General features: G+C 61.0%; 14 protein-coding genes. 11 read left to right on the plus strand and 3 right to left on the minus strand.

Annotated features, from left to right (window positions below; genetic code table 11):
• Nucleotides 1-53 precede the first annotated feature (53 nt).
• The 11 genes from AC07FD_RS37600 to AC07FD_RS37650 all read left to right on the plus strand — a co-directional run bounded on the left by AC07FD_RS37600 (nucleotide 54) and on the right by AC07FD_RS37650 (nucleotide 13,575).
• Nucleotides 54-2,249 (plus strand): flotillin family protein, encoded by a 2,196-nt coding sequence (locus tag AC07FD_RS37600; RefSeq protein ID WP_095090197.1) that lies wholly within the window; start codon nucleotides 54-56, stop codon nucleotides 2,247-2,249.
• A 28-nt stretch (nucleotides 2,250-2,277) separates the two neighbouring features.
• Nucleotides 2,278-2,724: a hypothetical protein gene (locus AC07FD_RS37605; RefSeq protein ID WP_095090196.1), complete on the plus strand. Its 447-nt coding sequence runs from the start codon at nucleotides 2,278-2,280 to the stop codon at nucleotides 2,722-2,724.
• Nucleotides 2,721-4,598 (plus strand): hypothetical protein, encoded by a 1,878-nt coding sequence (locus AC07FD_RS37610; RefSeq protein ID WP_378921778.1) that lies wholly within the window; start codon nucleotides 2,721-2,723, stop codon nucleotides 4,596-4,598. The genes AC07FD_RS37605 and AC07FD_RS37610 overlap by 4 nt, the downstream gene beginning before the upstream one ends.
• Nucleotides 4,599-4,610: 12 nt before the next feature.
• Nucleotides 4,611-5,561, plus strand: a complete 951-nt coding sequence (locus AC07FD_RS37615; RefSeq protein WP_478353935.1) for a LysR family transcriptional regulator — start codon at nucleotides 4,611-4,613, stop codon at nucleotides 5,559-5,561.
• 77 nt (nucleotides 5,562-5,638) lie between these two features.
• Nucleotides 5,639-6,601: a LysR family transcriptional regulator gene (locus AC07FD_RS37620; RefSeq protein WP_095090188.1), complete on the plus strand. Its 963-nt coding sequence runs from the start codon at nucleotides 5,639-5,641 to the stop codon at nucleotides 6,599-6,601.
• 120 nt (nucleotides 6,602-6,721) lie between these two features.
• On the plus strand, nucleotides 6,722-7,888 hold the full coding sequence (locus AC07FD_RS37625) for a CaiB/BaiF CoA transferase family protein (RefSeq protein ID WP_095090511.1): 1,167 nt from the start codon (nucleotides 6,722-6,724) through the stop codon (nucleotides 7,886-7,888).
• On the plus strand, nucleotides 7,885-9,219 hold the full coding sequence (locus tag AC07FD_RS37630; RefSeq protein WP_478353936.1) for an MmgE/PrpD family protein: 1,335 nt from the start codon (nucleotides 7,885-7,887) through the stop codon (nucleotides 9,217-9,219). The genes AC07FD_RS37625 and AC07FD_RS37630 overlap by 4 nt, the downstream gene beginning before the upstream one ends.
• Nucleotides 9,219-10,376 (plus strand): acyl-CoA dehydrogenase family protein, encoded by a 1,158-nt coding sequence (locus AC07FD_RS37635; RefSeq protein WP_095090180.1) that lies wholly within the window; start codon nucleotides 9,219-9,221, stop codon nucleotides 10,374-10,376. Before AC07FD_RS37630 ends, AC07FD_RS37635 begins: the two co-directional genes overlap by 1 nt.
• Before the next feature lie 12 nt (nucleotides 10,377-10,388).
• The gene (locus AC07FD_RS37640; protein WP_478353937.1) at nucleotides 10,389-11,249 is read left to right on the plus strand and encodes an HTD2 family dehydratase; all 861 of its coding nucleotides are present in this window, start codon (nucleotides 10,389-10,391) and stop codon (nucleotides 11,247-11,249) included.
• Nucleotides 11,249-12,085 (plus strand): HpcH/HpaI aldolase/citrate lyase family protein, encoded by an 837-nt coding sequence (locus AC07FD_RS37645; protein WP_095090175.1) that lies wholly within the window; start codon nucleotides 11,249-11,251, stop codon nucleotides 12,083-12,085. The genes AC07FD_RS37640 and AC07FD_RS37645 overlap by 1 nt, the downstream gene beginning before the upstream one ends.
• Before the next feature lie 2 nt (nucleotides 12,086-12,087).
• Entirely contained in the window at nucleotides 12,088-13,575 is a 1,488-nt protein-coding gene (locus tag AC07FD_RS37650) for an NAD-dependent succinate-semialdehyde dehydrogenase (protein WP_095090173.1), read from the plus strand.
• Nucleotides 13,576-13,900: 325 nt separating this feature from the next.
• Here AC07FD_RS37650 and AC07FD_RS37655 read toward each other — a convergent pair whose 3' ends face one another.
• The 3 genes from AC07FD_RS37655 to AC07FD_RS37665 form a co-directional block, all read right to left on the minus strand.
• On the minus strand, nucleotides 13,901-14,215 hold the full coding sequence (locus AC07FD_RS37655) for a type II toxin-antitoxin system YafQ family toxin (RefSeq protein WP_478353938.1): 315 nt from the start codon (nucleotides 14,213-14,215) through the stop codon (nucleotides 13,901-13,903).
• Nucleotides 14,216-14,233: 18 nt separating this feature from the next.
• Complete coding sequence (locus AC07FD_RS37660; protein WP_245331265.1) at nucleotides 14,234-14,506, minus strand: type II toxin-antitoxin system RelB/DinJ family antitoxin; 273 nt, start codon at nucleotides 14,504-14,506, stop codon at nucleotides 14,234-14,236.
• A 314-nt stretch (nucleotides 14,507-14,820) separates the two neighbouring features.
• The gene (locus AC07FD_RS37665) at nucleotides 14,821-14,964 is read right to left on the minus strand and encodes a hypothetical protein (protein WP_167392285.1); all 144 of its coding nucleotides are present in this window, start codon (nucleotides 14,962-14,964) and stop codon (nucleotides 14,821-14,823) included.
• Nucleotides 14,965-15,063: the final 99 nt, after the last annotated feature.

The following is a 15,063-nucleotide window of genomic DNA, read 5'->3' on the forward strand; positions in this document are numbered from 1 at the left end:
CAATCTTTCGCGCCAACCTGCTCGGCGCCCGCGGTTAAGTGGAGGATCGTCCCATGAATGGCTCTGATGTGATCGCAGTCGTTATTCTCATAACGATCATCATCGCGATCGGTGTCTATCTGCTGCACTGGCTTTACAGACACTCGTCAAAAGACCAGTCCTTCGTCCGAACCGGCCTCGGCGGCGAGCGGGTGGTCATGGGCGGTGGTGCGCTGATCATCCCGATTGTCCACGACATCACGCGCGTCAACATGAACGCGATCCCGGTGGAGATCCGGAGGCTCGGCGAGCAATCCCTGATCACCAGGAACAAAATGCGCATCGACATCATCGCCGAGTTCTTCGTGCGGGTGGTGCCGACGGAAGCCGGGGTGTCGACTGCGGCCCGCACCCTCGGTGACCGCACCCAGAACCCTGCCGCGCTGAAGGAGATCGTTCAGGGCCGGTTCATCGATGCGATGTCGGCCATCGCCTCCACGATGACCATGGATGAAATCCACACCAATCGCGGCCGCTACATGAGTGAGGCGGCCGCCCTGGCGGCGACGACCCTGGGGTCGAATGGCCTCGAGCTTGAAAATGCCTCTCTGACGAGCCTCAACCAGACCGACATCTCCGTATTTGATCCCTCCAATGCGTTCGATGCCGAAGGCCTGACGCAGCTGACCGAGCAGATCGAAGAGCGCCGCCAGCTTCGCAACCGCATCGAAAACGAATCGCGGATCGGCATCAAGCTCAAGGATTTCGAGACCGAGCAGCGGTCTCTGGAGATCGAGCGTGACCTCGAATACGCCCGCATCGAACAGACGCAAGCGATCGAAATCCGTAAAGCCGCCCAACTGGCCGAGATTGAGGCCGAGAGATCTAGTTCCACAATCAGTATTCAGAACGCCAGGATCCGCAGCGAACAAGAAGGCGAGCGGATTCGTATCGCCAAGGACCGGCTCATCGATTCCGAACGGATCAACACTCAGTCGGAGGTGCGGTCATTGGAGATCAGGAAACAGCAAGAGACCGAATTGACGGAGATTATGTCGCGCCGTGAGCTCGAGATGCAGAGGATCCAGAACCGCCGGGAAGTTGAGGCGGAGCGGATCGACAACGAGCAGCATGTGAAGGAGTTTGAAATCCGTTCGCGTCAGGAGCTGTCGATCATCGAGACGACGTCATCGGCAGAGATCGACCAGGCCAAACTGGAGAACCAGCGGATAACCGAGTCGCACCGTATTGAAACCGATAAAACCATTGAATTGCTCGCCGTGGCGAAGTCGAAAGAGGTTCGCATCAGCAACGAACTTGCTGAGGCTGACCAGGAAAAGGCGCGCCTGAAGAAACGTTACGATGTCGATGTCGAACGCTTGAGGGTCGACGAGGAAATCGTGCAGCTCGAGATCGAGAAAAACCAGAAGATCAAGCTCGCCGAAACCAAGGCGTTTCAGGAGATTCAGGACGCGTCGATCGCCGCCAACCGCCAGATCGACGAGTTGCGCATCGCTGCGCGGAAGTTTGTCGATAAGTTTGAGATCGAGCAGCAGAAGGAAGTCGAAATCATCGACAAGGAGCGCCTGATCGCGGTGATCAACAAGTCGATCGAGGAAGCCTACGCAAAGACCGAGGCTGCGGAAGCCCTGAAAAAACAGGTTGAACAGGAAGAGCAGGTCAACAGCGCACGCGAAGAAGAGGTGGCCGAACGCATCAAGCGGATCGAGCTCATTCAGTCCTCGTCCAGGGTCGAGCGTGACGCCCAACGCGTCGTTTCTTCGGCAAAGGCCGAGAAGGAAGCCACGGAACTCAGGGCGCTGGCGGAAATCGCCGACTCCAATGCGGCCGAGGTCCGCTATGCCAAGGACGCCGCCGGGAAGCGCATGCTCAACGAGTCCGAAAACACCCGTTCGGATGCCAGCAGACGCAGTGCCATCTACGAAAACCTCGTCAGCAATCTGCCGAGCATCATCCGCGAAACGGTCAAGCCGATGGAAAACATCGAATCGATCAAGATCCTCCAGGTCGACGGGCTGCCGGGTCTCAACAGCCCGTCCGAGATGGGTGGCGGGGGAGAGGGCGGCTCTGGCGGCGGCAACATGACAGACCGTGTGGTGAATTCCGCCATGAAGTATCGCACTCAGGTCGCCTTCGTAGACGGTCTCATGAAGGACCTGGGACTGCCGATCGAAAACCTCGGAAGCGCCGGCGGCATGTCGTTCCGGAACTTCCAGGGTCCGGATGCGCCGAAGGACAAGGACGACTGAGCGCGTACGAAACTAGCGAGAGCAACCGATGACCCCGCTCGGCAAAAACGAAGCGCTGGACCGCCACGCCTTGGTCATGGCCTGCTGGTTGGCAGCGGCCATGCCCGCCGCGATCCTGTTTGAGTATGGATTTGGCCGGGGCGGAACACCCTATATCCTTGCCGGGTTCGCGGCCATTCTGGCAGGCTTTGTCGCCCACGTGATCGTCAATGTGGTCTACGGGACGGGTTTCTCGCCCCGAGAACTGGGGCTCGGCCTGGTCATCTACGGACTCGCGCTTGTGTTGTTCGTTGTCCTCTCGCTGGTTAGCGCGTCGTTTGCCGCGCACAACTTCTTGCCGCTGAGCATCGGTTTTATCACAACGGGGGCCGTGGTCGTTTTCTACCTGATCACCCGGTACGGGGCACGGCAGGCCTTCGCAGCGTTCGACGTTATCCGGGACTTCCGCTCACGCTCGCCGGGAGACCATATATGACCCCGCTCTTGGTTTCCGTGCTCGGCATTGTCGCGGTCCTGGGCCTTTACCTTGCGACCATCAGCGGCCGTCACACCCAGCAACCCGGTGATTTCGTCGACGCGGGCCTGGCATTGCCGCCATGGGTGACCATCTTCGCCGGCGCCGGCATCACCTTGGCCAGCCTCAGCCTTCCCGATCACCTGCTTTTACTCGCCACCTTCGGCCTTCAATATAACCAGGTTGCAGTCGGTCTCATCTGTATCGCCCTTTGCGCTGCCATCACGCAGAAGCGGGTCTGGCTTGCCGCCCGGCTGACCTCGCTGCGCACGCTTGGTGACCTGCTGGGCGATTACTTCGGTAGCACGACCCTTCGCATCTATTTGCTGCTCGTGCTGTTCCTTTTCAGCATCCCCTTTGCAGCGATGTGCCTGTCTCAGGCGGGTGCCCTGGTGAGCGCCGCGACCGCCAACGACGTTCCGTCCGGTCTCGCAATCTGGTCGATCGCGTTCGTCCTGTTCCTCTGCAGCGTGATCGGAGGCTGGCGCGGGATTGCCTATCTTGTCGCCGCCCAGTCCCTGCTGGTCCTGGCCCTCATGGTATTTTTCGGCGGGTTCACGGGCATTACGCTCGACAAATTGGCATTCGCCGTCAACGGGATTGGTACAGCCAGCGGTGTGCTGCCGGACAAGATCCCGGGCGTGATCCAGTTTAGCGCCGGCATTGGCAAGGAGCTGCCGGCCGGGGGGCTCTGGACCACCTTCGCGGGACTGACGTTCGCCCTGTCTCTGGGCGGCATCGCCATCAGTCCCGGCTTCAGCTTTCTGGGCGTGACAAGTGCGCCGCGCCGCGGCCTTGCATTTGGCCAGGTCTGGATGATCGCGGGCCTCGCGGCTGGCACCCTGATACTGATCGGGCCGGTTCTGGCCGCGGAGATTGCGGCCAGTGGCTCGCTGACAGCCTTCACGACACGACTGGCAACGCTCGATCCGATGGTGGCGGTGGGCTTTACACTTCTTCTGGTCGCGTCGAGCCAGATCGCCGTCGCATTCTTTGCCGGATCAGGTGCATCGGTGTGCACCATCGAGCTGACGTCACGATACATTATCCCGGGCATGGACCAGCGTTCGACGCGGTTTGCCGCGCGCGTGACCCTGGCGCTCGTCTACGGAGCAGTCGCTGCCGTCGCGAGCTTTGCGCCCCTCAGCGCTACAATCTTCTCATCCCTCACGCTCAGCCTGTCCATGCAGCTGCTGCCTGCGGTGCTCGGGTTGTGCTGGATGCGTTGGATCAGCCGCAGCGGTGTTCTGGCCGGTTTGATTGTCGGAAGCCTTTGTGTGGTGTTCACCGAGAGCTTTGGGCTGGTGCTGTTCGAGCGGCTCTTCGTCGACCTGCCATGGGGTCGCTGGCCCTTGTCGGTCCATTCGGCGGGATGGGGACTTGCGACCAATTTTACGGCGTGCCTCCTTGTGTCCCTGTTTACTCGCAGCGGCGCCGAGCGGGATCGCAGGGATCGCCTCCATGACGCCTTTGAGGAGAGCCAGCCGGCGCGTAACGGGAGCCAGGCGGCCACAACGGCCAAATGGGCCCTGACACTTCTGTGGGCGTTTTTCGCGCTCGGCCCCGGTGCAATCCTCGGCAACACATTTTTCAGCGAGCCGATTTTTGCTGGCACGGTGGTGGCACCGGGAGTGCCTTCGCTGCTGATCTGGCAGGTCCTGTTCTGGTTTGTCGGCGTATTCATCGTGTGGTGGTTGGCCTATCAAGGACGCCTGTCCGTTATCGATGAACGTCCTAGCCACGGGATCGTCCTCGTGCCGGAGGTGAACCCATTGTTAGAGCCAGTTTCGACCCCGTGGATCGCACGGCTCCTCGACCGCGTGACCGGCCGGTAACCGGGGCAGGGCATGGAAGGCATCGACCTCAGGCGTCTGCGCTATTTCATCGCGGTTTGCGAGCACGGCGGCTTCTCCCGCGCGTCCCAATCCATAGGGGTCGCCCAGCCGTCCCTGACGCGACAAATCAAGCTGCTCGAAAAGGAAGTCGGTATCTCGTTGATTAACCGAAGTGGGCGCGGTGCCGAGCCTACGGCCGAAGGACGGTTCCTCCTTGGCCAGTCGCGCCTGCACATCGATGGGCTCGATCATGCGGTCCGTGAGGTGCGCCAGCGCTCGGATAAGCTCAAAGGCGAGATCTCACTTGGCATATGCCCGACCATTGTGCCGCTGTTTCTGGAAGACATACGCAATTTTGTTGAAGCCCAGTATCAGGGTGTGACGCTGAATGTTGTCGAAGCCTACAGCGGCGACCTTGCTAGTCTCATGCGCGGCGGCCGCCTCGACGCTGCGCTCACCTATCGGCCGAGTGCGCCGGATCAGCTCGACATCGTGGATCTGTTCGCAGAGCGCCTCGTGCTGGTAACCTCTTATACCCGCGCTCAGGTCGACGCGCCGCGCCAGCTGAGTGACATCAGCCGGTTAAAGTTGATATTGCCGAGCGAAATCCATGAACTGCGGCGGATCATCGATCGGGTCTATCGCGAGCGTGGCATCGCGCTGCAGCCGGAACTCGAACTCGACTCGCTCAACGCCGTAAAAGCTGTCATTGCGGACAAAACCACCCAGCACGCAACCATTCTGCCGCACTCGAGCGTCACGCGTGAACTGGCCGGGCACGTGCTGAGCGCTTATGCGATCGCCGACAGCGCCATGGTCCGCACTATAGCCGTGGTGCGGCCCCAGGGAGGCAGCCCCCGGAAAGTGGTGCTCACCGCCTTGATTGACGAAGTCCGCCGGCAGGCGGGACGGATCAAAAGATCCATGGGCAGCGCCGACGTGGTCTTGTTGGGACAGGGATAGACGGACCGCCGGTTTTTGTCGTTCCCTCAATAACGAAATGTTATACGCTAGCCCTCCGTAGAGCGTAGGGAGGCGTTTTGGATCTTCGGCAGCTAAGATATTTTTCCAAGGTCGTCGAGAGCGGCTCGTTCTCGAAAGCCGCGACGCAGCTTCATGTAGCACAACCCGCGTTGAGCCAGCATGTCAGGCACATGGAAGAGGAGCTTGGCCTTGCTCTCCTGCATCGCGGGCCGCACGGCGTCAGTGCGACCGAAGCGGGCACGCGGCTGATGGTGCATGCCAAGCGCATCCTTGCCGAGTTTGCCGAAATTAACGACAGTGTCCGGGGCGCCGCCATAGCCCCTCGCGGCGAAGTGCGTTTCGGCCTACCGGGTACAGTGAGCGAGCTTCTTGCGGCGCCGCTGATCGAGGCCGCCCGCGAGCGGTTCCCCGAGGTGCGCATCCGCATCGTTGAGGCGATGAGCGGCTACATTCTGGAATGGTTGAAGCGCGGGGAGGTTGACCTCGCGATGATTTATGCAACTTCGGATCCCCGGGGGCTCGCGGTACATCACGGCTTGTCCGAGGAAATCTGTCTCTTTGCCGGCCCGTCGATGCAGGGCCAGGCCGACTTGCAGGGCTCTTCTGTGGAGCTTCGTGACGTCGCCGGACTGCCCCTCGTTGTGCCGGGCCCGGGCCACGGCCTGCGAGAACTGATCGAAGCCGTGGCAACGTCAGTCCAGGTCGCCATCAACCCGGCGATCGAAATCGACTCCTACACCCAAATCAAGAGATTGGTGACACGTGGCATCGGTTACGGGATCCTGCCGCGGATGGCGATCAACGCTGAGGCGCAGGCCGGCTTGTTTCGGGCGTGGAGTTTCCAAAACCCGCCAATTACACGTAAAGTGTACCTGGCTTACTCGACCGAACGGGCGTTGCAGACAGCGCCCCGCGCCGTCGGGCAGCTATCGTGGGAGATCCTTCGCCAGCTGGTCAAGGACCAGGTCTGGAGCGCAGAGCTATCCAACGAAAACCAGCGACCCAACCTCTTCGGCTAGGGTGCTGCAGGCGGGCGGCCGACTGTACCGTTTCGCTATACCTCCCATTACAAAACGCTATTTGACGGAAGGACCCCTTCCGGTGCGATGGTATCGGAAAAGCAGCATAAGGAGCGAGCCATGCCAGGCGCGCTGGAGGGAACGACCGTCATCTCGCTGGAGCAAGCCGTGGCCGCGCCTTTGGCGACGTCCCGTCTGGCCGACGCGGGCGCGCGGGTCATCAAGCTCGAGCGCCCCGAGGGCGACTTCGCGCGCGGCTATGACGATTATGTTCACGGCCTCTCCAGCTATTTCATCTGGAACAACCGCGGCAAGCAATCCTGCACCGTCGATCTGAAGCAGCCGGATGATCTTGCGCTGGTCGAATCCATGCTCGCCACCGCCGACGTGTTCGTCCAGAACCTCGCACCTGGCGCAACCGACAGGTTGGGCATCGGCAGCGCCGACCTCAGGCGGCGGTTCCCCAGGCTAATCGTGTGTGACATCGGTGGCTACGCACCCGGAACACCCGACCACGAGCGGAAAGCCTACGATCTGCTGATCCAGGCGGAAGCGGGCTTGGCGGGGGTCACTGGGTCCGCAACTTCTGGCCCGACCCGGGTCGGCATATCGATCTCCGATATCGCTACGGGACAGGGGGCCTACGCCGCTATCCTCGAAGCCCTGATCATGCGCAGCCGAACTGGGGACGGGGCTCACCTGCAGCTTTCCCTTTTCGACACCCTCGCCGAATACATGAACGTGCCATATCTGGCGCGCCACTACGGTGGCAAGGAGCCGCGGCGGCTTGGGCTCGCCCACCCCTCGATCGCGCCCTACGGGCTGTTTCAGGTGAGTGACGGGGAAATCCTGATCGCCGTCCAGAACGAACGCGAATGGGTCGTCTTCTGCGACAGTGTCCTGCGCCGGCCGTCGGTTGCAACGGACCCGAGATTCGAGCGCAACGTGCTTCGCATCAAAAACCGCGAGCCGCTTGACGCATGCGTGCAGGCGATCTTGGCGACCTACACCATGTCTGCATTATGCGAATTGCTTGACAACGTCAGAATTGCCTATGGCCGTGTGTCGACCATGGCGGAACTGGCGGTGCATCGCAGTGCCACCAAAGTATCGGTTGAGACCGCAGTTGGTCCGGTTGAGCTGTTTGCGCCGCCGGTCACTGTCAATGGCATGCGTCCCGTGCTTGGCAGTGTGCCTTCGCTCGGGGAACACGATGGGGCTTTGCGGCAAGAGTTCGGTCCTCCAGATATGGTAGGTCCCAAACGGATAGGAAATGCAGCACTATGAGCTTGACCCGCGACCTGACACGGTTGATCCGTGAAAAGCCAGTGACCGACCGCGACCTCGAATGGGCATCGCTATTCGTCCTGGATACGCTCGGCTGCGCCCTCGGCGCATTGCCAACCGAGCCCGCCCGCATGCTGAAGGTGGTCGCCCCGCCGGCGCAAACCGATACCGCCCGCAAGGCGTTCTACCTGGGCGGCCTAGCACATATCTTGGAGATGGATGACCTCCACCGGGACTCGGTGACCCATCCCGGCAGTGTCGTCATTCCTGCGGCCTGGGCGGTAGCCCACGACCACGATCTTGGCGGTAAAGCGTTTCTTCGCGCGGTTCTCGCAGGATACGAGGCCTGCTGCCGGGTCGGCACCTCCGTCGGCAAGAAGCATTACCGGGTCTGGCACAACACCTCGACCTGCGGGCCGTTCGGTGCGGCGTTTGCCGTGGCGGAGCTCCTCGGCCTCGACGACACCAGGACCGTATGGGCGCTTGGGAATGCGGGTACCCAGTCATCGGGTCTTTGGGAGTTCCTTGCCGAAGGCGCCATGAGCAAGCATCTCCACACCGCCAGGGCTGCGGAATCAGGCGTCATCGCTTCGTTCCTGGCCAAGGAAGGATTCACGGGCGCGCAGAACATCCTGGAAGGCGAGAAGGGCTTCTACGCCGGTCTGTGTCCGGACCCGATTCCGGAGGCCGTCACGGCAGGGCCTGAGCGGGCCTGGCAACTGATCAAGACCTCGATCAAGCCATGGCCGTGCTGCAGACACACCCATCCGGCGATCGACGGCGCGATCGCCTTGCACAACGAGATCGCCGGGGAAGCCATCGCAAGGGTTCATGTCGGGGCTTACCGGGCGGCCCTTGACGTGTGCGACCGGCCCATTCCGGAAGATCCGTACAGTGCCAAATTCTCGCTGCAGCACACGGTGGCGATAGCGCTCGCGGACGGCCGCGTCGATCAGGCCAGCTTCGATGCTGATGCACGGCAACGAATGGTCGGCGAACGCAAGAAGGTCAGGGTCGAGCTGGCGCCGTCGATCGATGCCGCCTATCCGGAATCGTGGGGTGCCGAGGTGATCGTCGAGACGGCTTCCGGCAGACGCTTTTTCGCCGCCCGACACGACGCCAAGGGCGATCCCGATAACCCGGTGACGGCAGCCGAGCTGTCTCAGAAGGCGCGCACGCAGCTCGTCGCCGGCGGCACTTCGCAAGCCCGTGCCGCCGCCCTGATCGGCGCTATCCTGGGCCTTACCGACAACCGTCCGGTGCGCTCGCTGGGTCTGTTTGAAACCGCTGGGGACGCGCCTCCCCAGGTTCATGCCGCGCGGAGCGCCTGATGTTCAAGGACTTTGACAACGAGGACATCCGCGACGCCGTGCGTCGGCTCTGCGAGCGGTTTCCGGGCGAATACTGGCGCAAGCTCGATGCCGGCCGCGCCTACCCCGTGGATTTCGTCAACGCGTTGACCGAGGCCGGCTACCTTGCGACGCTGATCCCCGAGGAATATGGCGGGTCGGGCTTGACGCTTTCGGCAGCGGCCGCCGTGCTCGAGGAGATTCAACGGGCGGGATGCAATGGTGCGGCTTGCCATGCGCAGATGTATGTCATGGGCACGGTGCTTCGCCACGGCAATGAATCGCAGAAGCAGTGCTATCTTCCGCAAATCGCCTCCGGAGAATTGAGGCTGCAGGCGTTCGGTGTAACCGAGCCGACCAGCGGCACCGACACCACTTCAATCCGTACCTTCGCACGGAAGAACGGCGATCACTACGTGGTCAACGGTCAGAAAATCTGGACCAGCCGGGCCGAGTACTCGGATCTCATGCTGCTGCTCGCCCGGACCACCCCGAAGGATCAGGTCGCAAAGCGCACTGACGGCCTATCTGTGTTCATTCTTGATATGCAGGAAGCACTCAAGCAGGGTCTCTCAATCCGGCCGATCCGGACGATGATGAACCATTCCACGACGGAGGTCTTTTTCGATAATGTGAAGATCCCTGCCGAAAACCTGATCGGTGAGGAAGGCAAGGGTTTCCGGTATATCCTCTCCGGGATGAATGCCGAGCGGATCCTGATCGCCGCCGAATGTGTCGGCGACGCCAAGTGGCTGATCAACAAGGCTTCCACTTACGCATGCGACCGCAACGTCTTCGGCCGGGCCATCGGCGCCAACCAAGGCGTCCAGTTTCCCATCGCTAAGGCTTACGCGAACATGCGTGCAGCCGAACTCATGGTCCGCGAAGCCACGCGGCTCTATGAGGCCGGTCAGGACTGCGGCGCTGAAGCGAACATGGCCAAGATGCTGGCTGCTGATGCTTCCAATGAAGCCGCGAACGCCTGTATCCAGACGCATGGCGGTTTCGGATTCGCTGAAGAGTATGACGTCGAACGCAAGTTTCGCGAGACCAGGCTTTACCAGGTTGCGCCGATCTCGACGAACCTCATCCTGTCCTACCTCTCCGAGCATGTGCTCGGGATGCCACGTTCGTACTGACGGTAAAGGCCAGTGGACGCGACCGAACAGAAGCTATCTGCAGAATGGATTGGCCGTCAGAGCGAAAGCATCGATGTCGTTTCGGAGCGCCTCGTGATGAGCTTCCGCGCCATTTTCGAACCGCATCTAGCGCCGCTGCCCGCAGATGCCGCCTCGTTGGGCATCCATTGGTGCCTGTCGCCGGCAATCGCCGGCATGGACCAGTTGGGTGCTGACGGACACCCCGCCAAGAACCTGTCGTTGCCGCCTGTGCCGCTGCCGCGCCGCATGTGGGCTGGTGGTGAACTTCAGCTGCATGATCACCTTAGGGTCGGTGACAAAGTCCGCAAGGCGTCCACCATCCTGGACATAGTGCGCAAGCAAGGCCGATCCGGTGAACTCTGGTTCGTCGCGGTCGGCCACGCTTATCATTCCGATCGTGGTCTCGCACTGAGTGAACGGCAGGACATCGTTTATCGGGAAGCTGCGATCTCGGGAAATGGCGTGTCTCGAAACACCTCACCGGCCGAGCCCACGGCAATCCGGCCAGCAGCGCAAGTGTGGTCTGTCGTTCCTTCGTCCACGTTGCTCTTCCGCTACTCTGCGATCACCTTTAACGGTCACCGTATCCACTACGATCTGCCTTACGCGACCGAGGCTGAAGGCTATGAGGGGTTGGTTGTCCATGGCCCCCTCCAGGCAACGCTTCTCCTCAACCTCGCGGCGTCCCAAGGCGCCGGTATACCCCTGGCGTTTCGCTACCGCGGGATAGCTCCGGCGATTGTAGACCGTGAACTGACCGTCAGGGTCGGCATCGATGGTCAGCGACTCTGGACGCAAGGCGGGAGCGGCGCCGTGCACATGGAAGCCGATATCGACCGGGGTGTGGCCTGATGTCTGCACAGGGTGACTTGCATTTTACGCCTGTCGCGCCTTTGTTCGTTCCGGCCGACCGGCCAGAGCGTTTTGAAAAGGCCGACCGGTCCGGAGCCGACGCGATTATTATCGATCTTGAGGACGCCGTTGCGCCCGCCGCCAAGGATGGCGCCCGGTCCAACCTTCACCATGCCCTGACATTGCGGAACCCCACCTACGTTCGGATCAACAGCCAAGACAGCAGCTGGTACACGACTGACCTTGCTGCAGTCGGGGCGCTCGGGCTTCGGCGCATCTGCCTGCCAAAAGCGGAGTCCGCGGCGATCCTCGACGCGATGGTTCGGATTTTGGGTGACGACATCGAGATCATGGCGCTGATCGAGACGGCGCGAGGGCTGCAGGCGGCGGGGGCGCTGGCCGCTCATTCGCATGTCGCGAGACTGGCCTTCGGACCCGCAGATTTTGCGCTGGACTTGGGTGTGCCCGCCTCCAATGACCTCAAAGCGCATGCCATGATGCGGCTGGCGGTGGCGAGCAGGGCCGCCGGCATGCCCCTGCCGTTGGATGGCCCATCCTTCGAGGTCACGGACACCGCCAGACTGGCCACCGAATGCCAGCAGGCCTTAGATCATGGGGCCGGCGGGAAGCTTTGCATACACCCTGCCCAGACTTCCCATGTCATCTCGGCTTTCCAGCCGAGTGAACAGCAACTGCGCTGGGCGCAGCGCGTCGTCGACGCGGCCCGGGACGGCGCAGCGCGCCTTGTCGACGGCAAGATGATCGACGCTCCCATTATCGCCCAGGCCCGGGCACTTCTCGCGCGGGGCCGTTCGCAACTCAGTGAAGGTGTCTAACCATGGCCGTATCAGCGACACTCCTCAACAAGATCAAGGACAAGGATCTGATCCGGGAAGCGGGATTGATCGGCAAGGAGTGGCTCGGCCAATCCCGGTCCGGACAAACCTTCGAGGTCACCAACCCTTCGACCAGCGAAGTGCTGGCCAGGCTGCCCGATTTTACCCGAGCCGACATCGCCAATGCGATCGATGTGGCCTATGTCGTCCAGAAGGAGTGGGCTGCCCGTACCGGCAAGGAGCGCGCTGCAGTCATTCGGCGCTGGTATGATCTGACGATCGCCAATCTTGATGACCTGGCGACGATCCTGACCGCTGAAATGGGGAAGCCGTTCGCCGAGTCCAAGGGCGAGATCCTCTATGGCGCGTCCTACATCGAGTGGTTCGGCGAAGAGGCCAAGCGCGTCTATGGCGACACTATCCCCGGTCATGCCCGTGACAAGCGGATCGTCGTGATCAAGCAACCTGTCGGGGTCGTCGGCGCTGTTACGCCCTGGAATTTTCCCTCGGCGATGGTGGCGCGCAAGATCGCTCCGGCGCTGGCGGTGGGCTGCTCGATCGTCTTCAAACCGGCAGCCCTGACGCCACTCTCCGCCTTGGCCCTCGCCGTACTTGCGGAAAGGGCAGGGGTGCCGTCCGGGCTATTGAGCGTTGTCCCGATCACGAAGAGCTCGGACTTCGGCGATGAGGTTTGCGAAAACGAGAAGGTTCGCAAACTCACGTTCACCGGGTCGACCGAGGTCGGCCGCACCCTGATGGCGCAAGCCTCGGCGCAAGTCATGAAGCTCAGCATGGAACTGGGCGGCAACGCACCGTTCATCGTCTTCGACGACGCCGATGTCGATGCGGCCGTCGAAGGAGCCCTCGTCTCCAAGTTCCGCAATGCTGGCCAGACCTGTGTCTGCGCCAATCGCCTTTACGTGCAGAGCGGTATCTACGAAGAGTTCGCCGACAAGCTCGCGCATCGCGTCAAAGCCTTCAAAGTTGGTGACGGCTTTGCGGAAGGCACCGAGATCGGCCCGCTGGTCGATGACCGCGCCGTGGCCAAGGTCAGGCGTCACATTGAGAATGCAGTCTCTCAGGGCGCCAGCATTGTGGCGGGTGGGCCAGACCACCCTCTTGGCGGCAATTTCATCTGGCCGACTGTCCTGACCGGGGTAACCTCCAAGATGGCGGTCGCCCGCGAAGAAACTTTCGGGCCGTTGGCGCCCTTGTTCCGCTTCGATGCGGTCAATGACGTCATTGAGATGGCAAATGACACCGAATTCGGGCTTGCGGCCTATTTCTACGCCCAGGACATGAGCCGTGTGTGGGCCGTCGCGGAGGCCTTGGAGTATGGCATGGTTGGCATCAACACCGGGCTCATTTCGACTGAGGTCGCGCCGTTCGGGGGTATCAAGCAGTCAGGATTTGGCCGGGAAGGTTCGAAATACGGCGTCGATGATTACCTGGACCTGAAATATTTGTGTTTTGGGGGGCTCACGAGCTAAGGCGCAACGCAAGCCTTCTCCACTCGCGGGCGAGCGTTCGGCCGTCGGAAACCGCTTACAGTTAACTGACAAAAATAGACCGGAACGGCGGGATGCATACCACCTTGAGCGCGTCGAAGAGGATGGGACTACCGCGGCGATTGCGGTTTTCTATTCGACGCGCGAAGCGGTAACCATTATCCCCGAGCCTGGACGAGAACTACCGCTTGTGCTCGTGACAAGCAGATATGCGGCATTGGATAGCAAAAGCCCCCAATCTCCCTTGGGCGGCTCTGCCCTTTTTGCGGTATACAAATCGCGATGTCGGGCGCGCCAGCGCCGCGCCTTATCTTCCAAACAGCTCTGAATGTGAGCCAAGCCTGACAAATTCGACGAAGTCGTCATCGGCAGTATAGACAAGGAGAAAGTCACCACCGATATGTGCTTCCCTCGCCACTTTCCACTCTCTACCTGAGAGCTCGTGGTCGGCCCACTCAGCGCCGAGTGGCCTTTTCAGAATGATCAGCGTCATCAATTCGATTGCGCGACTCATATCCATTTTCCCGGCCTTATTGTATCGGTTCCAGTCCTTTCGAAATTGTCTGGTGTATTCCGATGCTCTTGGAAGGGAGGTGCGTCTGACGTCGCTCGGATTCTTCAAGCTGCTTGCTCGCTGAATTTACTTCTTGCCGTTCAGCTCGGCGAAAAGCTCATCCGGTGTCATAAAGCGAGCCTTACGGGCCTTCCTGATCTCACGAGCCTCCGTCAGGGCGGCGCGGGTTGTTTCGTTGGGAACCTTGAGCTCGAGAGGAAAGCTTTGGCTCGCCACAACTCGATGAAGAAACACCCGAACGGCATCCGAAAGCGAAAGACCGAACGACCCAAGAACCAAGGAAGCCTCTTCACGAATGTCATCTTCGACCCGAACATGAATCATTTTAGTGGCAGCCACATCAAGACTCCTTATAACGAACAACTCGCCGGTGGCCCACTCACATCGAATGGCGATATGACCCCCTATATGTGTCTCAATTGCGATACAGTCAAGGGCTATTGAAGTTCGTGGCGACTCCTGCGCCTACCGGAGTGAAAGGCGGCAATCCAGGCTGCGACTGCCCAAAGATGTCTGCGGCCGTCGACGGCACCTGCGTGCGGACGCGGCACCTTCAGGAGATCGAGCATGAATGACATATGGTTGGCGATGTAGCCAGCACTCGGGTTGGTTAGCTCCAGCCTTTGATCGCAAACCATGAAGCGCGATCGGCCTCAAAAGTCCCGTGCGACCTCCATCAGGATTTCGGCCGCTGTTTGGTGGCGTTTGCTGCCGATGTTATGGAATGGATCTGCCAGCTTACCGGGGCGCAGACGTCCGACGTTGTTAACCCAGTGACGCCAGACGACACGGATCATGCCGTCTCAAGCACGTCGGTCCATCTCGGCAAACTGCGTCCCGCGCGATCGAGGAAGAGGACGTCGGCGACGGCACCGTGCCAACGTGGAGCGGCTTCA

The organism is Mesorhizobium waitakense, from assembly GCF_056431085.1.